This is a genomic window from Nonomuraea rosea (genome assembly GCF_039539705.1).
GTDB classification, from domain to species: Bacteria; Actinomycetota; Actinomycetes; order Streptosporangiales; family Streptosporangiaceae; genus Nonomuraea; species Nonomuraea rosea.
In genome coordinates, this window is sequence record NZ_BAABDQ010000005.1 from 287,683 (window position 1) to 312,746 (window position 25,064).

At 72.9% G+C, this 25,064-nt stretch carries 23 protein-coding genes; 12 read left to right on the top strand and 11 right to left on the bottom strand.

Features of this window, described 5'->3' with window-relative positions; all coding sequences use genetic code 11:
- Position 1: 1 nt before the first annotated feature.
- Positions 2-1,171, top strand: a complete 1,170-nt coding sequence (locus tag ABEA43_RS15025) for a hypothetical protein (protein ID WP_345562162.1) — start codon at positions 2-4, stop codon at positions 1,169-1,171.
- A gap of 127 nt (positions 1,172-1,298) precedes the next feature.
- The gene (locus tag ABEA43_RS15030) at positions 1,299-1,922 is read left to right on the top strand and encodes an FMN-dependent NADH-azoreductase (protein WP_345562164.1); all 624 of its coding nucleotides are present in this window, start codon (positions 1,299-1,301) and stop codon (positions 1,920-1,922) included.
- A gap of 203 nt (positions 1,923-2,125) precedes the next feature.
- Here ABEA43_RS15030 and ABEA43_RS15035 read toward each other — a convergent pair whose 3' ends face one another.
- Positions 2,126-3,415, bottom strand: a complete 1,290-nt coding sequence (locus ABEA43_RS15035) for an ABC transporter ATP-binding protein (protein WP_345562166.1) — start codon at positions 3,413-3,415, stop codon at positions 2,126-2,128.
- A gap of 225 nt (positions 3,416-3,640) precedes the next feature.
- Between ABEA43_RS15035 and ABEA43_RS15040 the strand changes: the two genes are divergently transcribed.
- The 3 genes from ABEA43_RS15040 (at position 3,641) to ABEA43_RS15050 (ending at position 7,107) form a co-directional block, all read left to right on the top strand.
- Positions 3,641-5,122: a glycoside hydrolase family 13 protein gene (locus tag ABEA43_RS15040; protein WP_345562167.1), complete on the top strand. Its 1,482-nt coding sequence runs from the start codon at positions 3,641-3,643 to the stop codon at positions 5,120-5,122.
- A complete protein-coding gene (locus tag ABEA43_RS15045) occupies positions 5,119-6,144 on the top strand; it encodes a LacI family DNA-binding transcriptional regulator (protein WP_345562169.1) in 1,026 nt (341 codons plus the stop codon). The genes ABEA43_RS15040 and ABEA43_RS15045 overlap by 4 nt, the downstream gene beginning before the upstream one ends.
- A gap of 84 nt (positions 6,145-6,228) precedes the next feature.
- The gene (locus tag ABEA43_RS15050; protein ID WP_345562171.1) at positions 6,229-7,107 is read left to right on the top strand and encodes a carbohydrate kinase family protein; all 879 of its coding nucleotides are present in this window, start codon (positions 6,229-6,231) and stop codon (positions 7,105-7,107) included.
- Here the strand turns inward: ABEA43_RS15050 and ABEA43_RS15055 are convergent.
- Entirely contained in the window at positions 7,050-8,180 is a 1,131-nt protein-coding gene (locus tag ABEA43_RS15055; protein WP_345562172.1) for a hypothetical protein, read from the bottom strand. The genes ABEA43_RS15050 and ABEA43_RS15055 overlap by 58 nt on opposite strands.
- A 204-nt stretch (positions 8,181-8,384) precedes the next feature.
- Positions 8,385-9,611 carry an MFS transporter gene (locus ABEA43_RS15060; RefSeq protein WP_345562174.1) on the bottom strand — a complete coding sequence of 409 codons (1,227 nt, stop codon included), beginning with the start codon at positions 9,609-9,611 and terminating at the stop codon, positions 8,385-8,387.
- Positions 9,612-9,804: 193 nt separating this feature from the next.
- Between ABEA43_RS15060 and ABEA43_RS15065 the strand changes: the two genes are divergently transcribed.
- The 6 genes from ABEA43_RS15065 (at position 9,805) to ABEA43_RS15090 (ending at position 14,780) form a co-directional block, all read left to right on the top strand.
- Positions 9,805-10,758 (top strand): sensor histidine kinase, encoded by a 954-nt coding sequence (locus ABEA43_RS15065; RefSeq protein ID WP_345562176.1) that lies wholly within the window; start codon positions 9,805-9,807, stop codon positions 10,756-10,758.
- Positions 10,755-11,390, top strand: coding sequence for a response regulator (locus tag ABEA43_RS15070; RefSeq protein WP_345562177.1), 636 nt, complete (start codon positions 10,755-10,757; stop codon positions 11,388-11,390). The genes ABEA43_RS15065 and ABEA43_RS15070 overlap by 4 nt, the downstream gene beginning before the upstream one ends.
- Positions 11,391-11,426: 36 nt before the next feature.
- Positions 11,427-12,353 (top strand): sugar kinase, encoded by a 927-nt coding sequence (locus ABEA43_RS15075; protein ID WP_345562178.1) that lies wholly within the window; start codon positions 11,427-11,429, stop codon positions 12,351-12,353.
- 54 nt (positions 12,354-12,407) lie between these two features.
- Positions 12,408-13,028, top strand: coding sequence for a bifunctional 4-hydroxy-2-oxoglutarate aldolase/2-dehydro-3-deoxy-phosphogluconate aldolase (locus ABEA43_RS15080; RefSeq protein WP_345562180.1), 621 nt, complete (start codon positions 12,408-12,410; stop codon positions 13,026-13,028).
- Between the two features lie 32 nt (positions 13,029-13,060).
- Complete coding sequence (locus ABEA43_RS15085; protein WP_345562181.1) at positions 13,061-13,780, top strand: FadR/GntR family transcriptional regulator; 720 nt, start codon at positions 13,061-13,063, stop codon at positions 13,778-13,780.
- 67 nt (positions 13,781-13,847) lie between these two features.
- Entirely contained in the window at positions 13,848-14,780 is a 933-nt protein-coding gene (locus ABEA43_RS15090) for a D-isomer specific 2-hydroxyacid dehydrogenase family protein (RefSeq protein ID WP_345562182.1), read from the top strand.
- 40 nt (positions 14,781-14,820) lie between these two features.
- Here the strand turns inward: ABEA43_RS15090 and ABEA43_RS15095 are convergent, their stop codons facing one another.
- From ABEA43_RS15095 to ABEA43_RS15125, 7 genes are all read right to left on the bottom strand, one after another.
- Positions 14,821-16,527 carry a serine/threonine-protein kinase gene (locus ABEA43_RS15095; RefSeq protein WP_345562183.1) on the bottom strand — a complete coding sequence of 569 codons (1,707 nt, stop codon included), beginning with the start codon at positions 16,525-16,527 and terminating at the stop codon, positions 14,821-14,823.
- A gap of 148 nt (positions 16,528-16,675) precedes the next feature.
- Positions 16,676-17,818, bottom strand: a complete 1,143-nt coding sequence (locus ABEA43_RS15100) for a cytochrome P450 (RefSeq protein ID WP_345562184.1) — start codon at positions 17,816-17,818, stop codon at positions 16,676-16,678.
- A gap of 187 nt (positions 17,819-18,005) precedes the next feature.
- On the bottom strand, positions 18,006-18,797 hold the full coding sequence (locus ABEA43_RS15105; protein WP_345562186.1) for an IclR family transcriptional regulator: 792 nt from the start codon (positions 18,795-18,797) through the stop codon (positions 18,006-18,008).
- A gap of 98 nt (positions 18,798-18,895) precedes the next feature.
- Complete coding sequence (locus tag ABEA43_RS15110) at positions 18,896-19,678, bottom strand: XdhC family protein (RefSeq protein WP_345562188.1); 783 nt, start codon at positions 19,676-19,678, stop codon at positions 18,896-18,898.
- Complete coding sequence (locus tag ABEA43_RS15115; RefSeq protein ID WP_345562190.1) at positions 19,675-22,023, bottom strand: aerobic carbon-monoxide dehydrogenase large subunit; 2,349 nt, start codon at positions 22,021-22,023, stop codon at positions 19,675-19,677. Before ABEA43_RS15115 ends, ABEA43_RS15110 begins: the two co-directional genes overlap by 4 nt.
- On the bottom strand, positions 22,020-22,490 hold the full coding sequence (locus ABEA43_RS15120) for a (2Fe-2S)-binding protein (protein ID WP_345562191.1): 471 nt from the start codon (positions 22,488-22,490) through the stop codon (positions 22,020-22,022). Before ABEA43_RS15120 ends, ABEA43_RS15115 begins: the two co-directional genes overlap by 4 nt.
- A gap of 1 nt (position 22,491) precedes the next feature.
- Complete coding sequence (locus tag ABEA43_RS15125; RefSeq protein WP_345562193.1) at positions 22,492-23,352, bottom strand: FAD binding domain-containing protein; 861 nt, start codon at positions 23,350-23,352, stop codon at positions 22,492-22,494.
- 86 nt (positions 23,353-23,438) lie between these two features.
- On the opposite strand from ABEA43_RS15125, the gene ABEA43_RS15130 reads away from it, so the two are divergent.
- Complete coding sequence (locus ABEA43_RS15130) at positions 23,439-24,347, top strand: LysR family transcriptional regulator (RefSeq protein ID WP_345562195.1); 909 nt, start codon at positions 23,439-23,441, stop codon at positions 24,345-24,347.
- A gap of 31 nt (positions 24,348-24,378) precedes the next feature.
- Here the strand turns inward: ABEA43_RS15130 and eda are convergent, their stop codons facing one another.
- Complete coding sequence (eda, locus tag ABEA43_RS15135) at positions 24,379-24,990, bottom strand: bifunctional 4-hydroxy-2-oxoglutarate aldolase/2-dehydro-3-deoxy-phosphogluconate aldolase (protein ID WP_345562196.1); 612 nt, start codon at positions 24,988-24,990, stop codon at positions 24,379-24,381.
- Positions 24,991-25,064 lie beyond the last annotated feature (74 nt).

Sequence of the window (25,064 nt, forward strand, 5' to 3'; positions counted from 1 at the left end):
GATGGGATCGGGCGAGACGAGCCCGACCATGGTGGAGATCCACCGCGCGGCGGCGCGGACGCTGCGCCCCGGCGCGCGGGCCGTGCTGCTCGACACGCCCTACGCCTTTCAGGAAAACTCCGCCGACATCTCCGCCCGCGCCTGCCGATACTTCGCGCGCAGCGTCGGCCTGGATGTCGAGGTCGCGCCCGGGATCACCGGCGCCGACTGGGTCTTCTCCGGCCCCGGCAGCCCCACCTACGCCCTCGACCGGTGGGCCGGTTCGGGCGTGGCCGGCGACCTGCGCGCCCGGGTGCGCGCCAGGGAAGGGGTGACGGTCCTGGCCTCGGCGGCGGCCTGCACGGCCGGCCTGGCCACCGTGCCCGTCTACGAGATCTACAAGGTCGGGGCCGAGCCCCATTGGCGCGAGGGCATCGACCTGCTGGAGCCGCTCGGCCTGCAGGCGGTCCTGATCCCGCACTTCGACAACGCCGAGGGCGGCACCCACGACACCCGCTACTGCTACCTCGGGGAGCGCCGGCTGTCGCGCATGGAGCGCGAGCTGCCGCCCGGCACGGCGGTGCTCGGGATCGACGAGCACACGGCGCTGGTCATCGACCTGGAGACGGAGTCGGTGCGGGTGGCGGGCCGGGGCGGCCTGACCGTCCGGCGGCCCGGCTCGGCGACGGTCCTGCCGGCGGGCGCGCGCACCGATCTCGCCGAGCTCCGCCGCCTGGCCGAGGGCGCCGTCGCGGGCACGCCCGCGCCACCCCCGCCCGCGCTGGAAGACGCGCCCGCCGAGGTCACCCTGGAGGAGACGATCCGCTCCTGCGAGGAGCTGTTCAAGGCCGCCGCCGCCAAGCCCGACATGGTGGCGGCCGCGCAGACCGTGCTCGACCTGGAGGCGGAGCTGGTCAAGTGGGCCGCGGACACCGAGGAGGACGCCGGGGGCGTGGACCAGGCCAGGGAGCTCATGCGGCTGCTGATCGCCAGGCTCGGCGAGCTCGCCTCGACCGCGAGCCAGCGCTCCCAGAGCCTGGACGTCCTGGTGGAGCCGCTGCTCACGCTCCGCGCCGAGCTGCGCGCGCGGGGCGGCTACGAGATCGCGGACGCGCTGCGAACGGCGATGCTCGCGGGCGGCGTCGCCGTCGAGGACACCCCGGCCGGCCCCCGCTGGACCCCGGCGACGTGATCCCGTAACCCGGCACGCACCGCGCGGCACGCCGGGTGCACCGTTCCCTTTCTTGACTAAGCGGACCGCAGTCCGTATGGTCCTGAACCAGAAACGGACCGTAGTCCGGAAAGGGATGGGACGCATCATGAGCAGGTTGCTGCACATTTCCGCCTCGCCGCGTGGCGGTGAGTCGATCTCGCTGGGGATCGCTCAGACGTTCACCGGGGAATACCTGGCCGCGCACCCCGGCTCCGAGGTCGATCACTTCGACCTCTGGGACGGCACGCTCCCCGAGTTCGGGCCGGCCGCCGCCGGGGCGAAGATGACGGTGTTCGGGGGTGGCACGCCGGAGGGGGAGCAGGCCGAGGCGTGGGCGGCGGCCGTGCGGACGTTCGAGCGGTTCGCCGCCTATGACCGGTATCTGTTCAGCGTGCCCATGTGGAACGCCGGCGTGCCGTACAAGCTCAAGCAGTTCGTCGATGTCGTCAGCCAGCCGGGGATGATCTTCGACGTGCACCCGGAGACGGGGTATCGGCAGCTGCTGACCGGCAAGCGCGCGGCCGTCGTCTACACCAGCGCCGTGTGGGGTCCCGGGCTCGGCGCCGAGTTCGGGAGTGACTTCCAGTCGACGTTCCTGGGCGACTGGCTCAGGTGGGCCGGCGTCGCCGACGTGCAGGAGATTCGCCATCACCCGACGCTGACGGGCTCGTACGAGAACGAGCGCAAGCAGGCCGACGAGCAGGCCCGCCGGATCGCCAGGACCTTCTGAGTCGTTCGCCCGATCCGTGCGCCGTTACGGCGCCCGGCCACGTGGCGGTCAGCGGGCGTCTCCCTGGAGGCCCCGCGGGGGTATGGCGGGTGGCGCCGGCCAGGCTCCGCCGTAAGAGAAAGAAGGGTGTGACACCGGATACGGCGGGACGGTGGCGGTCGGCGGCAGGCTTCGGCGGCTCGCGCTGGTTACTTCCGGGGGAGTTATCGGCGGGGCGGGTCGATGCGGGCGCCGTCGAGGGTGAAGATCATCACGCGGGACAGGTCCACGGCCACCTTGGCGGCGTCGCCGGCGCGCCACATGGGCCGGCCGCCCAGGCGCACGATCAGGTCCGAGCGGCGGTGGATGCCGCTGTTGCTCGGGTGCTGGCCCACCCGCTCCTGCTCCTGCCGCTCCTCGACCTGCTCGTGCGAGAACAGCCGCCGCACCATCTTGGTCAGCTTCCCCGACCCGTTCTTCTCGCCGTTGACGCGCACGCGCGGATCCGGCGGCTCCGGCACCGGTACGGCGGGCATCCCGCACTCCAGGTACGCCAGCCACTCGTGCCCGTGGTACTCCAGCGCCCGCACCCGCCCGTAGAACGACGGCCCCTCGTACGACTCCGGCACCGGGGCCAGCCCGTCCGGCCGCAGGCCCACCAGCACCTGGCCGCCCGTGTGCTGCGAGATGGCGTACGCCCTGGGATCGCTCCAGGGCAGCGTCAGCTGATGCGGGCCGAAGTCGAGCATCACATATTGGTTCTGCGGGGTCCTGACATTGACCGCGAGCAGGTTCAACTGCTGAGAGTTGAGAAAGGCCGCCACGAACGCCGTCGCTGGATCGTTGTAAATTTGGGCCGGAGTACCGACGTCCTGCAGGACACCGCGATTCAGGATGGCGATCCTGTCGGCCAGGGTCAGCGCCTCGACCTGGTCGTGCGTTACGTAGATCGTGGTGACGCCGAGTGACCTGACCAGCGCCGAGATCTCCATGCGCAGCTCGGTGCGCATGCCGGCGTCGAGGTTCGACAGCGGCTCGTCCATGAGGAACAACTTGGGCTGCCGGACGATCGCCCGGCCCATCGCGACGCGCTGCCGCTGGCCGCCGGACAGCGTGCCGGGGCGGCGGTCCAGCGTCTCGTCGATGTGCAGGGCCTTGGACAGCTCCGTGACGCGCTCGCGCACCAGCGCCGGGTCCGCCTTGGCGATCTCTAAGGGAAAGGCGATATTTCCGCGTACGGTCCTGTGCGGGTAGAGCGCGCCGTTCTGGAACACCATGGCGACGTCACGATCACGGGGCGCAAGATGGTTGGCCATCTGGCCGTCCAGCCAGAGGTCGCCCTCGGTGATCTCCTCCAAGCCGGCGATCATGCGGAGCAATGTGGACTTGCCGCATCCAGAGGGGCCGAGGAGGACGAGGAACTCGCCGTCATCGGCCCTCAGGCTCAGCCGGTCGACTGCCAGGTAGTCGCCCGGATACACCTTGGTCACTTTGTCGAGAACGACCGAGCTCATGGGCCCACACCTTGCGTGTCACCTGTGACGAGGCTGATTGAAGAGGTAGTACATCGCGCCTTAACGCTACATGTCCACCCTTGACATAAAGAATCTCGTTCCATGGCATTTCGGTCGGGGGTTTTGGGTGGCCGTACACCGAAATTTCCGGATACGGGGTTGGTGGAAGGGCTTGCGTAAACTTGCGGCAAGGGCTTTCATTGTCCCGGACGTTCGGGGGAGACTATGACCGCATGGTGGCGGGACGCTGCGATCTACCAGGTCTACGTGCGCAGCTTCGCAGACGGCAACGGCGACGGCGTGGGTGACCTGATCGGTGTTCGCGATCGCCTGCCCTATCTGGCGGAGCTGGGCGTGGACGCGATCTGGCTGACGCCGTTCTACACCTCGCCGATGGCCGACTTCGGCTACGACGTTGCGGACTATCGCGACGTCGACCCGCTGTTCGGCTCGCTGGCGGACGCCAAGGCGCTCATCGACGAGGCCCACGGCCACGGCCTGCGGGTGATCGTGGACGTCGTCCCGAACCACACCTCGTCCGCCCACCCCTGGTTCCAGCAGGCGCTGCGCGGCGAGCACCGCGAGCGCTACATCTTCCGCGACCGGCCGAACGACTGGGAGTCGATCTTCGGCGGCCCGGCGTGGACGCAGGTGGCGGACGGGCAGTGGTACCTGCACCTGTTCGACCCCGCGCAGCCGGACCTCGACTGGGACAACGAGGAGGTGCGCGGGGAGTTCGAGTCGATCCTGCGCTTCTGGCTCGACCTGGGCGTGGACGGCTTCCGGGTGGACGTGGCGCACGGCATGGTCAAGCCGCGCGACCTGCCCGACATCGGCCGGGGCGACCAGGCCAGGATGGTCGGCAGCGAGCCGGTGCCGTTCTTCGACAACGACGGCGTGCACGAGATCCACCGGGCCTGGCGGCGCGTCCTCGACTCCTATCCCGGCGAGCGGATCGGCGTGGCCGAGGCGTGGGCCCCGACGGCCGAGCGCCTGGCGATGTACGTCCGGCCGGACGAGCTGCACCAGGCGTTCAACTTCCACTACCTGTTCGCCCCCTGGGACGCCGCCACGTTGCGCGAGGTGATCGACTCCTCGCTGGCCACGGCCGGGTCCGTGGGCGCGCCCACCACCTGGGTGCTGTCGAACCACGACGTCAAGCGGCACGTCACCCGCTACGGCGGCGGCGAGCGCGGACTGCGCAGGGCCCGCGCCGCCGCGCTGCTCACGCTCGCGCTGCCCGGCTCGGCCTACGTCTACCAGGGCGAGGAGCTGGGCCTGCCCGAGGTGCTCGACCTGCCGGACGAGCTGTGCCAGGACCCGCAGCGGCTGCGCGACCCCGACAGCGGCCGCGACGGGTGCCGCGTCCCGCTGCCCTGGACGCGCGAATCCGGCTGGCACGAGCCGTGGCTGCCGATCCCGGCGGAGTGGTCGGAGCTGAGCGTGGCCGCCCAGCAGGGCGTCCCGGGCTCGACCCTGGAGCTGTATCGGGCCGCGCTGCGCCTGCGCCGCACCATCGGCGGCGACCTGACCTGGCGCGACTCGCCCGAGGGCACGCTGGCCTTCTCCCGTGGGCCGTTCGTCTGCACCGTCAACCTGACGGAGACCCCCGTGGACTTCGGCGTCGAAGGGGAGCTCCTGCTCGCCTCCGATGTGCCTGGAGCAGGGGATTCGGCGGCCTGGTGGAAAGTAAAGTGTGGGACATGAACGGTCACGCTCGCCTCGCCGACATCGCCGCCCAGGCCGGGGTGAGTGAGGCCACGGTCAGCCGCGTCCTCAACGGCAAGCCAGGAGTCTCCGCGGCCACCCGCCAGGCGGTGATGGCCGCTCTCGACCTCATGGGTTACGAGCGCCCGCCCCGGCTGCGGCAGCGCAGCAACGGCCTGATCGGCCTGGTGACGCCGGAGCTGGACAACCCGATCTTCCCCGCGTTCGCGCAGGCCATCGAGAAGGCGCTCACGCAGCACGGCTACACGCCCGTGCTGTGCACCCAGCTCCCCGGCGGCGCGCCCGAGGACGAGTTCACCGAGCTGCTGGTGGACCGCGGTGTGAGCGGCATCGTGTTCGTCTCGGGGCTGCACGCCGACACGACCGCGCGCATGGACCGCTACACCCGCCTGACCGACCGTGGCCTGCCGATCGTGCTGGTCGACGGCTACAGCGAACACATCGACGCCCCCTTCATCTCGCCCGACGATCGCCTGGCCGCGCGGCTGGCCGTCCAGCACCTGGTCGACCTCGGCCACGAGCGCATCGGGCTGGCGCTGGGGCCGCACAGGTTCGTGCCGGTGATCAGGAAGATCGAGGGCTACAAGCAGTCCATGGCCCAGCTCCTGGGCGCGACCGACGTGGACGAGCTGATCTCCCACTCGCTGTTCTCCGTCGAGGGCGGCCAGGCCGCGGCGGCGCAACTGCTCATCAGGGGCTGCACCGGCATCGTGTGCGCGAGCGACCTCATGGCGCTGGGCGCGATCCGCGCCTGCAGGGAGAAGGGCCTGTCCGTGCCGGGCGAGGTGTCCGTCGTCGGGTTCGACGACTCGCCGCTGATCGCGTTCACCGACCCGCCGCTCACCACCGTGCGCAAGCCGATCGGCGCGATGGCCTCGGCTGCCGTTCAGACGCTGCTCGAAGAGGTGAACGGCGCGCAGACCAAGCACGTCGAGCTGATCTTCCAGCCGGAGCTCGTCGTCCGCGGCTCCACCGGCTCCGGTCCCCTGGTCAACCGGTGAGGGAAGGCAGGGGAGTGCGGCCAGTGGATGCAGTGAGAGCGCCGTCGCTTGGACGCGCCTGCACGGTGCGGAGGCCTTGAGCGCATGACGCGCGACATCCTGATCCTCGGCGGCGCCGGGGTCGACACCACCGTGTACGTCCCCGAGCTGCCCCTGCCGTACCGGGACACCTACCAGGTGCCGCCGGTGGTCGACCGGATCGGCAACACCGGCGCGGGCGTGGCGCTCGGGTGCCACGCGCTCGGCCTGCGGGTCGCGTTCGCCGACCTGATCGGCGACGACCCGCAGGGCGCGCTGATCCGGCACGCGCTGCGCGACGTCGACTCCCGATGGGGGCACGCGGCGGCGGGCACCCGGCGCAGCGTCCTGCTCGTCGGCCCGGACGGCCGCCGCACCTCCTTCTACGACCCGAAGGTCACGCCCGACGAGCGCCTGGCCCGCGAGCTGTTCACGGACCTGCGGCCGCGCCACGTCCACCTGTCGATCATGGACTTCTGCCGTCACGTCTACCCGGACCTGAACGGCACGCCCGTCTCCACCGACCTGCACGACTGGGACGGCGAGGCTGACTACCAGAAGGACTTCGCCTACCGGTCCGACCTGGTGTTCCTGTCGGCCGTCGCGCTGCCCGACCCGGCCGCCACGATGCGCGGCATCCTCGATCGGGGCCGCGCCCACACGGTCGTGTGCACGCGCGGCGCCGACGGCTGCCTCGTCCTGACCCGGGACTCCGGCCTGCGCGCCTTCCCGGCCGCGCCGCTGCCGGGCCCGGTGGCCGACAGCAACGGCGCGGGGGACGCGTTCGTCTCGGGCTTCCTGTACGGCACGTTGCACGGCAGGCCGCTGGAGGAGCGCGTCAGGCTGGGCGCGATCGCCGGCGCGCACGCCTGCACGGTCGCCGGCACTCACGAGTCCCCGATCACCGAGGCCCTGCTGCTCGGCCGATCGCCTGCCGTCCCGTAGCCGCACCGGCGGCACGCCGCCCGGGTGCGGTAGTGGAAGCCCAGCGTCGCCACCCCCAGGGCGAGCGCCCAGAGCGGCCAGTACGCCATGGGGCTGACCAGCCAGGCAGCCGGATCCGACCAGTCCGTGATGCGCACCGCCACCGCCCCGGCCGAGGCCAGCACCGCGGTGACCAGCGAGGCGAACACCAGCGGGAAGGCCCGCGGCACCGGCCGCCCGGCGCGGACGAGCGTCCACCGTGGCCAGATCTCGCCCCAGCGCTGGACCAGCCCCAGCGTGAGCACCCCGCCCACCGCCGCGAACGTGGCCAGCCCCGCCCCCGCCCAGGCCATCCCCGTCTCGTGCAGCCAGCGGATCCCCTCCTCGCTGAACAGCAGCGGGATCCCCAGCGCCCACGCCCAGCGGATGACCGCATAGAAGAACGGCACGACGAAGGCCGTATAGGCGGCCCATCTGCCCCATCGCGCCGCCGACTCCCGGCTGGTCCACGTCGCGGGCCTGGCCTCCGAGCGGCCGCAGCTCTGGCAGGCTCCGTCCGTGCGCCGCTGGTACGCCAGCGCCGCCCCCGCCCACAGCAGGCCGCCGAGCGTGCAGAGCAGCAGGTTCTGGACCTGCCAGGGGAAGGCGAGCGCGAAGTAGTCCGCGTCCGGCCAGCCCCACGGCAGCCCGACGAGGAAGATGGGCGCGTAGCCGATCGCCGTCATGATCCGGGCGTCGGGGATCAGGGCCACCAGCGTGAACGCGCCCGCCCAGGCCGGTACGAGCACCGCGACCCGGGCCGCGCCGCCCAGCCGTGCCGTCCGGGCCTGGCCGCGGCTACGCATGGCCATGAGCAGGGCGAGCAGCGCGCCGGCGAAGCAGAGCCCGGCGAGGACCGGGGCCGTGCCCGCCGCGGTCGCCGACCCTAGGAACGACTCCGCCCGCGCGTCCGGGAGATCGCCCTCGCCGAACGGGAAGCCGGGGCCGCCCAGGGCCCAGGAGAGCGCGAGGCCGCCGTAGAGGAGCGACCAGCCGCCCGCCGCGTACGTCACCCACACCGGCCAGCGGGCCGGGGTGGTCGATGTCTTTTCCATGGTCACCAGCGTGACCGGCGCGGCACCGCCGGCCCATCTGCCGAAAGACGGATTCGCGGGGCCGGACGGACGGCCGATTCCGCCGTTCGGGGGATGGCGCGGGGCCTCAGAAGCTCGCGGGCGCAGATGGTGGCGGGCTCAGGTTGCCCGCGGGCTCGGATGGTGGCGGGCTCAGGCGCTGGCAGGCTCGGATGATCGCGGGCCTCAGGTGCTCGCGGGCTGTTGCGGGTCCAGCTCCCGCCAGGCCCGGAAGACGAACGGCGGGACCGACGCCAGCAGATACACGCACGCGAACGCGGAGAGGGTGAACGTCAGGCCGGTCAGCTCGGTGAGCGAGCCCGCCAGCAGCCCGCCGACCGGCATGCCCGCGTACGCGGCGGCCGTGATGCTGCTCAGCACCCGCGCCCGCAGCCGCACGGGAATCCGGTCGAACTGCAGGACGCCGAGAATGGGATTGATCGCGCCCGCCGCGAACCCGGACAGCGCCGTCACCGCGAGCGCCACCGGGAACGGCGCGCCCAGGGCCAGCACCAGGATCCGCGGGACGCCGGCGATCAGGAAGCAGCATCCGTAGGTCAGCCTGCGGGGTAATCGCTCGCCGGCCGCGCCGTAGACGATCGCCCCGGCCACCGCGCCCGCGCCGAGCGCCCCGGTGAGCAGGCCGAACGCGCGGGGATCGCCGGTGGCCTCGCGCGCGTACAGGGCCAGCAGCACCTGCGTCACGCCCGTGTCGAGCATGTTGGTGACCACGATCATCGTGGTGGCGCTCATCTGCAGCCGGTCCCGCCAGAGGAACGTCATCCCGTCGCGCAGATCGCTCACGTATCCGCCCGAGTCACCCGGTTCGCGCGGGCCCCGCTCGTGCCCGACGCGCGGGACCCCGAGACCGATCAGGGCCGCCGAGAGCAGGAACGTGATCGCGTCGAACAGCAGCAGCACCGTCGGGCCGAGCCACAGGATCAGCACTCCGGCCAGCGGCGCGGCCACCATCGTGGCTCCCCGGCTGACGCCGTCGCAGGCCGCGGTCGCGCGTTCGAGGCGTATGCGTCCGAGCGCGGACAGGTCGGGCACCATCGCCTTGCGCGCGGTCTCGCCCGGGGTGGCCGCCAGCCAGCGGACGAACAGGAGCAGCAGCAGGGCCTGATAGCTCAGCCCGGTCGTCACGAACAGCACCGGGATCGCCAGGACGATGAGCCCGCTCGCCAGGTCGGACACCACGCTCGCGCCGCGGAACCCCATCCAGTCCACGATCGTCCCGCCGAAGGCCGCGGAGACGACGATGGGGAACGTGGTCGCGAACGCCGCCAGCCCGGTGAGCCCGGCGCTTCCCGTGGTGTCGAGCACGAACCAGGGCACGGCCAGCATGGTCAGGATGTTGCCCGTGACGGAGAGTGCGCTGGCGGCCAGCAAGGTGATGAATGGACGCCTCACGCGCGATGTCCCTCCAGGCTTCAGCGTTGCTCATGCCCGGCGGCTGGTCAAGGGAGCCGCGAGGGGTCCTAAGGTCAAGGGCGTGGGCTTTGTCGGAAGGCTGGCTGGACGAGCGAGGACGGCCATGCCGGGGGTGCAGGGGGCGGCGGCGGTGCCGGGTGCGCGGGTGCCGCGTCGGCCTGGGGTGCCGCGCGTGTCCTCCGTTTACCTGGCGCTGGCCGGCGGGACCGGCTCCATGCTGGTCACCGCCGCCCACCCGCTCACGGGCACCACAGGCACGGCGGGCTGGTGGCTGTTCGTCGAGGCGCCCGCGCTGCTGGTCCTGACCGCCCTCGCGGCTCGCCGCGCGCCGGCCGCCGCGCTCGTGCCCGCGCTGGCCATCTCGGTGATCCTGCTCAGGATGATCTGGCCGGGCCCGCCGTCGCTGGTGCTGGCCGGCTGCGCGGGCTGGTCGCTCGGCGCGGCCGGGGCCGCGATGGCGGGGCTCTACCTCCGTTCGCTCGACGGCCACCGCCGCAGGGCGGTCGAGCAGGCCGTACGCGACCAGCGCCTCGCCCTCGCCCGCGACCTGCACGACTTCGTCGCCCACGACGTCAGCGGCATGCTGGTGCAGGCCCAGGCCGCGCAACTGGCGCCGGAGCTGCCCGCCCAGGCGGCCGACGCATTGCGGCGCATCGAGGCGGGCGGGCATCGCGCGATGGCCTCGCTCGACCGTACCGTCCACATGCTCAACGAGCCGGCGAGGAGCCACTCGCCCGGCCTCGACGGGCTGCGCGAGCTCGCCGACGGCTTCTCGCCGGCCGTCCGGGTCACCCTCGCGATCGACGCCGACGACCTCTCACGGGAGAGCTCCGCCACGGTCTACCGCGTCGTCTCCGAGGCGCTGACGAACGTACGCAGGCACGCGCCCGGCGCGACCGCCGTCAACATCAATGTCACGAAAAATGGGGACAACGTGCACGTACACGTGGACGACGACGGCGGCCCGCCCCAGCGCCGCCCGCCGAGAAGCACCGGCAGAACCGGGCGCAGGGGTGGTGGGTTCGGGCTGGCCGGGCTGGCCGAGGTGCTCGGCGCCGCAGGCGGGTCCCTGTCGGCAGGCGCGCACGGCGGCGGCTGGCGGGTCTCGGCGGTGATCCCAGAGTGAGCACCCGCGTCCTCATCGCCGACGACCAGGACGACGTGCGGATCGGGTTCCGGCTCATCATCGACTCCCAGCCGGACATGACCGTCGTCGGGGAGGCCGCCGACGGGATCGCCGCCGTCGAGGCGGCCCGCCACCTCAGACCCGACGTCGTGCTCGCCGACATCCGCATGCCCAGGCGCGACGGCCTCGAGGTCACCCGCCTGCTCGCCGGGCAGACGCGGGTGATCGTGGTGACGACGTTCGACCTCGACGACTACGTGCACACGGCGCTGCGCCACGGAGCCTGCGGCTTCCTGCTCAAGCGGTCCGGCCCCGCGCTGCTGGTCGAGGCCATCAGGGCCGCCATGGCGGGCGACACGCTGATCAGCCCGCAGGTCACCGTACGCCTGCTGCGCCACCTGCGGGCCCAGGCCCCCGAGCCGCCGCGCGAGGCGCTGACCGAGCGGGAGCTGGAGATCGCCCGGCTGGTGGCCCACGGCGGTACGAACGCCGACATCGCCGCCGCCCTCTTCATCAGCGCCGGGACCGTGAAGACCCACGTGTCCAACATCCAGCGCAAGGTGAACGCCGCCAACCGCGTCGGCATCGCCGCCTGGGCCTGGAGTTCGGGAGTCGCGACCAACGTGATTTGATATCACCAATCAGAAGACGACCGAGGAGTTCGCCCTGTGAGCGTCGTGGTGTGCGGTGAGGCGATGCTGCTGATGCTGGCCGAGCCGGGCATCCCGCTCGAACGCGCCACCGCGTTCCGCCGTTCGGTCGCGGGCGCGGAGTCCAACGTGGCCGCCGGCCTGGCCAGGCTCGGCCACGAGGTGCGCTGGATCGGCCGGCTGGGCGCCGACCCGGCGGGGACGTCCGTGCTGGCGATGCTCAGGGCGGACGGCATCGACACCCGCCACGCCGTCATGGACCCGTACGCGCCGACCGGGCTGCTGCTGCGTGACAGCCATCCGTCCAGGGCGATCGACGTGCAGTACTACCGTGCGGGCTCGGCCGCCTCCCGGCTCTCGCCCGGTGAGCTGGCGCCCGGGATGGTGAGCGGCGCGCGGCTCGTCCACGTCACCGGGATCACTCCCATGCTGTCCGATTCCGCGCACCAGGCCACCCTCCGGCTGCTGGAGCTGGCGTCGGAGGCGGGGGCGCTGATCTCGTTCGACCCGAACATCCGGCTCAAGCTCGGCCCGCCCGACCTGTGGCGCGAGCGCGTCGCGCCGCTCATGGCCCGTGCCGACGTGGTGCTGGCGGGCGCGGACGAGCTGGAGCTGCTCCAGGTGGACCCGGCCGCGCTGGACGGGCTCGTCGTGATCAAGCATCGCGACAAGTCGGCCACCTGCGGCGGGCTGCGGCAGGAGGCGTTCGAGGTGCCCGTGACCGATCCGGTGGGAGCGGGGGACGCGTTCGCCGCCGGCTTCCTGTCGGGGCTGCTGCGCGGGCTGCCGTACGAGGTGTGCCTGCGCGAGGCGGCGGCCGTCGCGGCGCTCGTGGTGCAGTGCGCCACCGACACCGACGGGCTGCCCGACCGGGCGGCCCTGGACCGCGCGCTGGCCGCGTTCGCCGCCGCGAAGACCGGGACCGGCGAGACCGTCCACCGCTAGCACGGGTGACACCAGGACACCAGGACACCAGGTCACCGTCGAAGAAGGGAAGTCATGTACCGCTGGGAGATCGTCCAGGCCGTCACCGAGCAGCGGGTGTTCGGGATCGTCAGGACCGCGGGGCCCGACGAGGCGGTCGCCGCCGCGCAGGCCGTGCTGGACGCCGGGCTGAAGGCCGTGGAGGTGGCGCTCACCACGCCGCGCGCGCTCACCGCCGTCGCGCGGCTCACCGAGCAGCGCCCCGGCGCGCTCGTCGGCGCCGGCACCGTCCTCGACGCGGCCGCGGCCCGCGCCGCGGTGGAGTCCGGCGCGCGCTTCCTGGTCTCGCCGAACCTGAACCCCGAGGTGATCCGCGCCGGGCACCGCTACGGCGTTCCCGTCTTCCCCGGCGTGGCGACCCCGACCGAGATCGTCCGGGCCCTGGAAGAGGGCGCGGACGCGGTGAAGATCTTCCCGGCGTCGGCCGTGTCGCCGTCGTGGCTGCGCGACGTGCGGGCCGCGCTGCCGCAGGTCCCCGCCATCCCCACCGGCGGGGTGACCATCGACAACGCACCGGAGTGGATCGCGGCCGGCGCCGTGGCCTGCGGCATGGGCTCGGCGTTGACCTCGGGCGGCGCGCGGGCGGCGGGGGAGCGGGTCACCGCGCTGCTCGCCAGGCTCGCCGGAGCCCGCTGACCGGTACACCCATTCGAACGACGGAGGTCGGCGTGGAGCTTCAGGGCCTGCACGGACAGGTGGTGGACAGGATCGGCCGGTCGCTGGCGGCCGAGGAGCTCCGCGCGGGCGAGGTGCTGCGGCTGGAGGACGTCCAGGAGCGCTACGGCGTCTCACGTACGGTCGCGCGGGAGGCCGTACGGGTGCTGGAGTCCAAGCGGGTGGTCACCAGCCGGCCCCGCGTCGGCGTCACCGTGCGCCCGATGAGCGCGTGGAACCTCTACGACCCCCAGGTGATCCGCTGGCGGCTGGCCTCGCCCCGGCGCGAGGCGCAGCTGCCCGAGCTCGCCGTGCTGCGGGCCGAGGTCGAGCCGCGCGCCGCCGCGCTGGCCGCGGAACACGCCGGGCCCGCCGTGCGCCAGGAGCTGATCGCCCACGCGCGGGCCCTGACGAGCGCGGCGCGGGCCGGTGATCGCCAAGGGTTCGTGATCGCCGACGCGGCCTTTCACCGGGCGCTGCTCACGGCGTCGGGCAACGGCATGTTCGCCCAGCTCGCCGACGTGACCGAGGAGCTGTTCGCGGCCCGGCGGGACCTGCTGCTCCTGCCGGAGCGGCTCGACACGGACGCCGTCAGGAGGCATCTCGACGTGGCCGAGGCCATCGCGGCAGGCCGCAGGGCTGAGGCGGCCCGGGCGGTCGGCTCGATCCTGGAGTCGGCCCGCAACGAGGTCGAACGCCTCCTCGACGGCGGCGCCTGCGCCCTTTCCGGCTAGTTTCAGGCGTGCGCGGGGGCCATGCACCATCCGTACCGCTGGAATCAATGGTGTTATCATCTGCCCAATGCCAGACTCTTCGATGACCGCCGCCGTCCACGTCGGCCCGGAGCCCGTGCCCGCCCTCATCGACGCCGTACGCCGCGCGGGCGGCGACGTCGTGCCGCTCGATCGGGCCGAGGCCATCGTCTACTTCGGCGGCGGCGACCCGGCGGAGCTGCGCTCGATGCTGCACGACCGCATCCGGTGGGTGCAGCTCCCGCACGCGGGGGTCGAGCGATGGGCGGACGCCGGCGTCTTCGCCGGATCCGGGGATCAGGGGCCGGTGTTCACCGCCGCCGCGGGCTCCTACGGGGCGCCCGTGGCCGAGCACGCGCTGGCCGTGATGCTGGTGGCGGCGCGCGGGCTGCACCGCCTGGCCAGGGCGACGGAGTGGGGGCCGAACCAGGCGAAGGAGTTCGCCGGCTCGACGGTCGCGATCGTCGGCTGCGGCGGCATCGGGCGCGCGCTGATCCGGATGCTGGAGCCGTTCGGCTGCACGATCGTGGCGGTCACCGACAGCGGCGCGGCGCCGGGCGCGACCACCGTGCTGCCGCGCGCCCGCTACCGCGACGCGCTGCCCGAGGCCGACTACGTGGTCATCGCGGCGCCCGCCACGCCCGAGACCAGGGGCATGTTCGGGGCCAAGGAGCTCGGGCTCATGCGTGCGGACGCCTGGCTCGTGAACGTCGCCAGAGGCGGCCTCGTCGTGACGGACGACCTGGTCGAGGCGCTGCGCGCGGGCCGCATCGGCGGCGCGGCGCTCGACGTCACGGACCCGGAGCCGCTGCCCGCCGGGCATCCGCTGTGGAAACTCGACAACGTCCTCATCACGCCGCACTCCGCGAACCCGCGCCCCGCCTACTGGCGCGGTCTCGCCGAACGCGTCACCGCGAACGTGCGCCGCTTCCAGGACGGCGCCCCGCTGGAAGGCGTGATCTCCGCGACCGAAGGCTTCTGAGCCGGGCTCTTGAGCCGGTGTTCGCGCGGCCGGGGGCCGGTCAATCGGCCAGGTTGAGCCGGGCGCCCCGGCTGAGCCCTGAGTCGTGCACCTCGAGCCCCGCCGGCTCCAGGTCCTTCGCCAGCTCGAACACCAGCGTGCCGGTGAACGCCTGGCCCCCCTCGATGCGGATGGGCGTGATCTCCTTGCCGCTCTCGTCCAGCAGCTTGCTGCCGCCGTGCAGCGCGTCGTCCTCGTCGATCAGCTTCTGCTGGCCCGGGTAGAGCACCCTGGCCTCCTGGCCGATGTTGTTCACCTGCACGCCGACCTGGCAGGTGCGCTTCGTCGCCGCCTTCGTCGGCTTGGGGCACTTCGTGCTTGTCACCGCGAACCGCAGCCTGCCGTCCTGCACCGGCCCGTCCGCGCCGGCGGAGGGCGAACGCCACAGCCAAGCCAGCACGGCCACCAGCACCACCATCAGCACGATCGCGATCACCACCGCGGTGAGGCAGCCCGCGAACAGGCCGCGCTTGCGCCTGACCGGCGGGTATCCGGGCAACGGCCCCTGACCGGTGGTCGCGTGGTGCGGCATCGGGTGGGGGAGCGGCCCGTGACCGGCCGGCAGCGGACCGGTGCGTTCGACGGGCGGCGGCTGGAGCCCGCGCCCCGTGCCGGGCACGGGCCCGGTGCGCTCGACGGGCGGCGGCTGGGGCGGGTCCTGCGGGTTGCGGGCGGATGACTCGGGGTGCGGGCCGCGGCGTTCGGGACGCGGGCCCCGCCCCTCCGGGTGCCGTGGCGGCTGCTGCCGCCCCGGTCCGGGCACGGCGCCCGTGCGGTCGGGCGGCATCCGGTGCGGCGCCTGCGGCATCTGCGCCAGCGGCGGGAACTCCGACGCGTTCCACGCGCTGGTCAGGTGCTTGGTCGCGGCGAGCTGCGCGGCCGGCTCGTCGGCCGCCTCCACGAGCTCCAGGAGGAGTTGCCGGGCCGCGGGCCGCCGCGCCGGGTCGGGATGGATGGCCGCCGCCACCAGCCGGTCGAGCGGCGCGGGCAGCCCCCGCAGGTCGGGCGGGGCCGTGCGGGCCCTGGCCGCCATCACGTAAGCGTCGCCCTCGCCGAACGGATGCCCGCCCAGCCCCGCGTAGGCGATCAGCGACCCCCACGCGAACACGTCGCCCGCCGGGCTCGTACGCCCCTCGAAGACCTGCTCGGGAGCGATCCAGCCAGGCGTGCCCATGACCATGCCGGCGTTCGTGTGGCGGGAGTCGACGTGCGTCGACCGGGCCAGCCCGAAGTCGATCACCCGGGGACCGGCGAGCGTCAGCATCACGTTGGCGGGCTTGAGATCGCGGTGCACCAGCCCGGCCGCGTGGATCGCGGTCAGCGCGGCGGCGACGCCCACGGCGGCCGCGTGCAGCACGGACGGGGACAGCGCCCCGTGCTCGATGAGGTGGTCCTCCAGCGAGACGCCGTCGATGTACTCGGTGACGAGGAAGAGGACGCCGTTGTCCTCGCCGTGGTCGAGCACCCGGGCCGTGCAGAACGAGGCGACCTTGCGCGCGTTGGAGACCTCTTCGTTGAAGCGCGCCCGGTAGACCGGATCGGCGGTGTAGTCGCGGCGGATCGCCTTGAGCGCCACCCGCGAGCCGTCGGCGGCCTTCGCGAGGTAGACGACCCCCATGCCGCCGGAGCCGAGGCGGCTGATCAGCTCATAGAGGCCGATCGCCGGAGGATCTTCCGGCTTCAGCGGAGAGCCTGCGGAGCGCCCCAACGTCGCCGTCCTCTCGCCGTCGTCATCCCGTCTCAACCCGAACAGTTCCTCCCGCCGGCTCGTGACTGTGACGACCCGAACCGTTCCGCCGCCCGGCATCCCGTTTGTACCCCAGACTCTAACGGAGGAAGGGGCTGTCCGTTGGCCACTAGCCCTGAGCAGGCCGCCTTCGCGCGGGCCGGATCGTCACCCGCAGGGTGGCCATGTTGAGCGCGTGCGGCAGCGGGCGATGCGGGGAGAGGACCCGGCCCACCGGCTTGGGGCGGGCTGCCTCCAGCAGGCCGCCGAGGAAGGCCGTGCCGACGGCCAGCGTCAGGTGCACGCCGTCGCAGCCCGGCATGGCCCACCACTCCTCCGCCGCGGTGCCGTCCAGCCAGATCTCGGGGGCGAAGGCGTTGGCGTACGGCAGGCGGGGGTTGCGCTGGTGCGCGGCGAGCGGCACGAGCACGGTGACGCCCGCGGGCAGGGTGGTGCCGTACCAGGAGGTCTCCGTGGTGGTGACCCGGGACAGCGCCGGCACCGGCGGCCACAGGCGCAGCGCCTCGCGCAGGCAGGCCCGCAGGTAGTCGCCGTCGGCGCGGGCCGCCTTGCGGTGGGCCGGGTGGGCGGCGAGCAGGGCGAGCGTCTGCATCAGCCCCGTCGCGGCCACGCCGAGCCCCATCAGCCAGAACGCCGCCTGCATGAGCCCGCGCGACTCGGCCTCCGCGGGGGTCTCCGCGATCAGTCCCGCCAGGCTGCCCGGCTCCGCACGGCGCAGGTGGTCGATGATCCGCGCGTCGTAGCGGCCGGACAGGAGGTCCTGGCGCCGGCTGGCCCGCCGCCGGCCGGCCCGCGTGACGCCCTCCAGCAGCCGGGTGAGCTCCTCGTCGCCGGCCGCGCCGTCGCCGTAGACGCAGCGTCTGGCCACGCGCTGCCAGCGGGCGCCCAGCCGGGCGTGGTCCACCGTGCCTACCATCCCCTGCGCCTCCTCGCGGGCGATCTCGATGAACGCCGGGCGCAGGACGTCGGTCGGCAGGGCGAAGGCGCGCTGGTGCACGGACGGCGCGTAGGAGTCGTCGTCCTCCGCCAGCACGCGCAGGGCGTCGCGCTTGGACAGGACCAGCAGCGCCCGGCCGCCGCGCACGCGGATCAGCACGGGACGGCCGCCGTAGCCGGCCTCCAGGTTCGCCAGCAGGGCGCGGGACCGCAGCAGGTCGCGCCCGGGGGTCACATGCGGGGTGCCCGGCGGCACGAAGGCGGAGGCCAGGCGCAGGCTCTCCAGAGCGGTGGCCCTCGGGAGGCCCCTAGGCACGCGCGGCCTCCCGCCGGTCGGGAACCGTCCGGGTCCAGGCCCGGCGGGGCGGCTTCACGGTGACCGGAGCGGAATGGGCGTTCATAGTCAGAGGTGATCGCCACGAATCCGCGTCCGCAATCACAGGTTTCGGTCACCGGAACACTTTCGGTCACGTCCGTCATGGGTGTTCCGGTGGCCGGAACGCTCAGACGCCGAGCAGCGCGGCCGAGATGGCCTGCGCGGCGCCGCGCACGGAGATGCCGAGCTTGGCCAGCGGCGCGGCCGAGGCGGGCGCGGCCACGCCCAGCGACATGCAGATGCGCCCCCCGGGGCCGAAGACGGGGGCGGCCACGCAGGCCACGCCCTCGGTGTACTCCTCCTGCGCGTACGCCACCCCGTGCCTGCGGACCTGGGCCAGCTCCCGCTCCAGCCCGGCCAGGCTGGTGATCGTCCGGCGGGTCATCCGCTCGAACTCGCCGCGCGCGAGCAGCTCCTGGCGCAGCTTCGGGTCGAAGGCCAGCAGCGTCTTGCCGGTCGCTGTGCAGTGCAGCGGCGCCCGGTCCACGCCGTCGGAGCGGGAGCCGACGCGGTTGTGGCCGTACAGGCGCTCGACGTAGCGGGCCTCCAAGCCCGAGGGTACGGCCAGGTTCACCGTCTGCCTGGTGGTCTCGTACAGGTAGAGCAGGTAGGGGAGCACCGCCCTGCGGCTGCCGGGCACCCGGGCGCGGGCGGTGCCGGCCATCGCCTCCAGCAGCTCGCCCGGCAGGTACGCGTTGCCCGTCCGCCTGGCCAGCTCGCGCGAGCACAGCACGCCCAGGATCCGGTGCGCGGTCGACTTCGGCAGGCCCGTGCTGCGGCAGAGCTGGGACAGGGTGACCGGGCGGGTGGCGGCGCCGAGCGCGAGGAGGAGGTCGATCCCCCGCTCCAGGCTGCCCGGCTGCGTCGCCGCCCGGACGAGGTCGAGGGGTTGATCCTGACTGACCGTTTTGGTCGGCATTGCGGTCCCTTTCGCTTTCCGAGGAGCGGAAGGGGCTTCCCGGGGCTGCGGCTTTACCTTCCTTGCCCTACCCGGCCGCGCCCATCCGCTACCCCGGCTCAGCGAAGACGGATGATCTCCGCGTACACGGAAACCGCCACCTCACCAGGCGTTCTGGCCCCAATGTCCAGACCTGCGGGCACATGTACGCGCTCGCCGCCGTCCACCTGCGCCAGCACCGCCGCCCCGCGTTTGCGGCTGGCGATCAGCCCGACGTACGGCACGCCCTTGGCCAGGGCGTCGCGCAGGACCGGCTCCTCACCCACGCCGTGCGAGGCGACGAGGACCGCCGAGGTGTCGGCCGCGACCGCGGCGAGCGGATCGTCGCTCGCCTCGACCTGGTAGCCCATCGCCCGGCCGACCGAGGCGAAGGCCCGCGCGATGGGGCTGTCGCCGTACACGTGGACCAGCGCCGCGGGCAGCACGGCCTCCAGGAAGATCTCCAGCGTTCCGCCGGACAGGCACGGCTGGCCCACCGCGACCAGCCCGTCCTCCTCGCGCGGCGCGCCCGCCTCCGGGGTGATCCGCAGCAGGGTCGCCCGCCCGGTGTGCCGCAGCAGGCGCAGGCTCTGCGCCCGCACGGTGTCGGCGGCGCACACGCCGCCGACGAACCCCTCGATCGTCCCGTCGGGCAGCACCAGCGCGCGGTCGCCTGCCTTGGCGCTGGTCGGCCGCTGCGCCCGGACGACGGTGGCCAGCACGTACGGCTCCCGCCGCGACCGCAGCGTGGCCACCCTCGCCTCCAGGTCCGCGACCCGGTCCGCCGCCCGGTCCGCCGCCCTGTCCGCCACCGGGGCCCCGCCGCGAGGACGGGGCACCGGCATGCCGATGAACTCGCTCACGGGATGGCCAGGTCCGTGCGGAAGGGGTCGCCGTTGACGACGCGCCACACGTTCGCCGGGGTGAGCGGCATGTCGGCGTGGCGCACGCCGTACGGCTGGAGCGCGTCCACCACGGCGTTGACCACGGCGGCCGGCGACCCGACGGTGGCCGACTCACCGACACCCTTCGCGCCGATGGGGTGCGTGGGCGAGGGCGTCACGGTCTCGCCCAGCTCCCACGACGGGCACTCCATCGAGGTCGGCAGCAGGTAGTCCATGAACGACGCCCCCAGGTGGTTGCCGTCCTCGTCGAACGCCATCACCTGCATGAGCGCCATCCCGACCCCGTCGGCCAGGCCGCCGTGGATCTGGCCCTCGACGATCATGGGGTTGATCCGCACCCCGCAGTCGTCCACCGCCACGAACCTGCGCACCTTCACCTGCCCGGTCCCGGGGTCCACGTCCACGACGCAGATGTACGCGCCGAACGGATAGGTCAGGTTGGGCGGGTTGTAGACCGTCGTCGCGTCCAGGTGGCCTTCGACGCCTTCCGGCAGCTCCAGGTTCGAGTGCGCGGCCAGGGCGATCTCGACGAGGGACCTGCCGGCGGACGGGTCGCCGACGACGGACCACCGGCCGTCGGCCCACTCCAGGTCGTCCGCGGAGGCCTCCAGCATGGCCGCCGCCACGATCTTGGCCCGGTCCCGCACCTTCCTGGCCACGATGACCGCGGCGGCGCCGGAGACGGGGGTGGAGCGGGAGCCGTACGTGCCCAGGCCGAACGGCGTCTGGTCGGTGTCGCCGTGCACCACCTCCACGTCGTCGGCCGGGATGCCCAGCTCATGCCCGACGATCTGGGCGAACGTCGTCTCGTGCCCCTGGCCCTGCGACTGGCACGAGACCCGCAGCACCGCCTTGCCCGTCGGATGCACCCGCAGCTCCGCGCCGTCGGCCATGCCGAGGCCGAGGATGTCCATGTGCTTGCGCGGGCCCGCCCCGACGGCCTCGGTGAAGAAGCTGATGCCGATGCCCATCAGCTCGCCCCTGGCCCGCTTGTCGGCCTGCTCGGCGCGCAGCTTGTCGTACCCGGCCATGTCCATGGCCAGGCGCAGCGCCTTGGGGTAGTCGCCGGAGTCGTACTCCCAGCCGGTGGGGGAGGTGTACGGGAACTGCTCCGGCTTGAGCAGGTTGCGCATCCGCACCTCGGCCGGGTCCAGGCCCAGCTCGGCGGCCAGCACGTCCACCATGCGCTCGACCAGGTAGACGGCCTCGGTGATGCGGAAGGAGCAGGCGTAGGCGACGCCGCCGGGCGCCTTGTTGGTGTAGACGCCGGTGACCTCGCAGTGGGCGGCCTCGATGTCGTACGAGCCGGAGAAGACGTGGAAGAACCCGGCGGGGAACTTGGTCGGCTGCGCCGTGCCGTTGAACGCGCCGTGGTCGGCCAGCACCTTCACCCTGATCGCCTGGATCCGGCCGTCGCGGGTCGCGGCCACCTCGCCGCGCATGTGGTAGTCGCGGGCGAAGGCGGTGCTCATGAGATTCTCGGAGCGGTCCTCCATCCACTTGACCGGCTTGCCGGTGACGATCGAGCCGACGATCGCACACACATATCCTGGATAAATCCCGACTTTGCCGCCGAAACCGCCGCCGATGTCCGGCGAGATCACCCGGATCTTGTGCTCGGGCAGCCCCGCCACCATCGCGTACAGCGTCCGGTGCGCGTGCGGCGCCTGCGTGGGGCACCAGACGGTGAGCTTGCCGGTGACCTTGTCGAAGTCGGCGAGCGCCCCGCAGGTCTCCAGCGGGGCCGGGTGGACGCGCGGATACAGCATGTCCTGCGCGACCGTGACCTCGGCCTGCTCGAAGATCGCGGTCGTCCGCTCCTTGTCGCCGGCCTCCCAGTCGAAGATGTGGTTGTCCGTACGGCCCTCCAGGTCGTCCCTGATCACCGGCGCGCCGGGGTCGAGGGCCTGGCGGGCGTCGATGACGGCGTCGATCGGGTCGTACTCGACGTCGATGAGCTCCAGCGCGTCGCGGGCCGAGTAGGCGTCCTCGGCCACCACGAACGCGACCTCCTGCCCTTGGAAGCGCACCTTGTCCGTGGCCAGCACGGCCTGCGTGTCCTGCGACAGGGTGGGCATCCAGGCCAGGTTCAGGCCGGCCAGGGTCTCGCCGGTGATGACGGCCTTGACCTTCGGGTGCGCCTCGGCGGCCGAGGTGTCGATCGAGACGATCCTGGCGTGCGCGAACGGGCTGCGCAGCACGGCCCCGTACAGCATGCCGGGCAACCGGACATCGTCGGTGTAGTTGCCGCGTCCCCGGATGAAACGGGCGTCCTCTTTGCGGTGCATTCGGCCGTAACTCATGCGTTCTTCGCCTCCGCCTCGGCTGCCCATCGGATCGAGCGGACGATGTTCTCGTAGCCGGTGCACCGGCAGAGCTGCCCCGAGATGGCCTCGCGGATCTCCGCCTCGCCGGGGTCGGGCACGCGGTCGAGCAGCGCCCGCGCGGTCAGCAGCATGCCCGGCGTGCAGAACCCGCACTGCAGCCCGTGGCACTCCACGAACCCCTTCTGCACCGCGTCCAGCTCCCCGTCCCGCTCCAGGCCTTCGACGGTGGTCACCTCGTGCCCGTCGGCCATGACGGCGAGCACCGTGCACGACTTGACGGGCACGCCGTCCAGTCGCACCGTGCAGACGCCGCAGTTGGAGGTGTCGCAGCCCCAGTGGGTGCCGGTCAGGTCCAGCTCGTCGCGCAGGAAGTGCACGAGCAGCAGCCTCGGCTCGACGTCCCTGGTGTACGGCTGCCCGTTCACGGAGACCGTGATGCGCATGTCAGATCCTCCCTGCTGCGGCGGCCAGCGCGCGCCGGGTGAGCTCGGCGGCCAGGTGGCGCTTGTAGTCGGCGGGCCCGCGCTGGTCGGCGTGCGGTTCGCAGTGCTCGGCGGCGATCCTGCCCGCCTCCGCGAACGCCTCGTCGCCCGGCGGGCTCCCGGTGAGGCTGGCCTCCGCCTCGGGTGCGCAGAAGTGCGCGGCGCCGACCGCGGTCAGGCCGATGCCGGCCCGCGTGATCACGCCGTCCGCGACGCTGAGGACCGCGCCGGCCGCCGCCACCGGCCAGTCGCCGACCCGCCGCTCGACCTTCTCGTACGCGCTGCCGGTGCCCGCCACGACCGGCACGCGGAGCTGGAGCAGCAGCTCGCCCGGCCCGACGGCGGTCTCGTACGGGCCCTCGTGGAACTGCCTGATCGGCACGGTACGCGTCCCGCCCGTGCCCTGGATGACGGCCGAGGCCCGCAACGCGGAGAAGACGGCCGACAAATCCTCAGAAGGGTCGCCCTGGCAGAGCGAACCACCTACGGTCCCCCGATTTCTGACTATCGGATCGGCAATAACTCGCTCCGCATCACGAAATATCGGGAAAAGGTCGGTGGCGGTGGTGCTGTTGAGCAGCTCTGTGTGCCGCACCAGTGCGCCGATGACCAGCTCGTCGCCCTCGACGGAGATCTGGCCGAGCTCGGACAGGCCGTTGATGTCGATCAGCGCCTCGGGCTGGGCCAGGCGCAGCTTCATCATCGGGATGAGGCTGTGACCGCCTGCGACGATCCTGGCTTCGGGACCGTACCGCTCGAGGAGCTCGATCGCGTGCGGCACGCTGTCGGCTCTTTCGTATTCGAACCTTGCGGGAACCTGCATGACTGCACATTGCTGTCATCCGATTTGTCGCGACAATCCGTAAATAAGGGATTCCTTAATACGGTCCGGGGATCTAAGAATGTGGAGTGACACTCAGCCAGCTCGGCGCGTTCGTCTTCGTCGCCCGCCTGGGCTCGGTCAAGGCGGCGGCGCGGGCGCTCGGCGTGAGCGAGCCCGCGGTCTCCCAGTCGCTGGGCCAGCTCCGCAGACACCTCGGGGACCCGCTGCTGACACGGGCCGGCGACCGGATGGTGCTGACGGAGGGCGGGCGGCGGCTGCTCGGCATCGCCGCCCAGATCGTCGCGCTGGGCGCGGAGGCGGTGGCCGCCGTCCAGCCGGGACACCCGGCCCGGCTGCACGTGGTGATGGACGCCGGCCTCGCCGAGTACGTGGCGGGCCCGCTGCTCTGCCTGTTCACCCAGCGCAAGTCGATGGACGCCTCCACCGGCGTGGCGGGGACCGCCGAGGTGCCGCTGCTGCTGGCCAGCCGCCTGGCCGACGTCGCGCTCGGGGCCCAGCCGGCGGGGGAGGGCCTGGTGAGCCGGCCCGTGCTGCGCTGCCACCTCATCGTGGTCGGCTCGCCGCGCGGGCGCAGGGACCACTGGCTGGTCGGCCCCTCGGGCACCGACCCGGCCGGTGACACCAGCCGGCTGCTGCGGCTGCTGCGGGTGCCGGAGTCGCAGGTGCGGGTCTTCGCGAACCAGACGGCCGCGTGGAAGGCGGCCGCCGAGGGCGCCGGGGTCGCGCCCGCCACGGCGCACCTGGTGGCCTCGCAGTTACGCAGGGGCGAGCTGGTGGCCATCGACACCGCGGCCACCCCGCTGCCCGCCTACTGGTACGCCACCACGCTGGAGCCCTCGGCCCGCTCGGCCGGCGCCGGCACGTTCCTGGACTTCCTCACCACGCCGGCGGCCACCCAGATCATGCGCACCCCGGACGACGGCATCCCCCGCAGCCGCTTCCGCCCTCCGGTGCACGTGTCGATCTGGAGCTGATCGTCAGCGGAGCTCGATCTGGAGCGGATCGTCAGCGGAGCGCGGCGGCCTCCGAGGCCAGCTTCTCCACCCGGCCCCAGTCGCCCGCCGCGAGGGCGTCGGCCGGGGTCAGCCAGGTGCCGCCGACGCAGCCCACGTTCGGCAGCGCCAGATAGTCGGGCGCGGTGCTCACCTTGATCCCGCCGGTCGGGCAGAACCGGACGTCCGGCAGCGGCCCGCCCAGCGACTTCAGGTAGGGGACGCCGCCGGCCGCCTCGGCGGGGAAGAACTTCAGCTCCTTGATCCCCCGCTCGGCCAGCGCCATCACCTCCGACACGGTGGCGGCTCCCGGCAGGTACGGGACGCCGCTGGAGTCGAGCGCCTCGACCAGCGACAGGGTCGTGCCGGGGGAGACCAGGAACTTGGCCCCCGCCGCCACGGACGCCGAGATGTCGCCGGTGGTGCGGATCGTCCCCGCGCCCACGGTCGCCTCCGGGACCTCGTCGGCGATCCTGGCGATGGCCTCGCGCGCCGCCGGAGTGCGCAGGGTCACCTCGATGACCGGCAGACCCCCGGCGACCAGCGCGCGGGCCAGCGGGACGGCGGTCTCGACGTCCTCGATCACCACGACGGGGATCACTGGGGCGAGATCGAGCAGGCTCATGGATTCGTACTCCTCATCGGCCCGCGAAGGGGCCTTCCGTATTCAGGGCGGTATTCGGGGCCGTCCGGACAGCG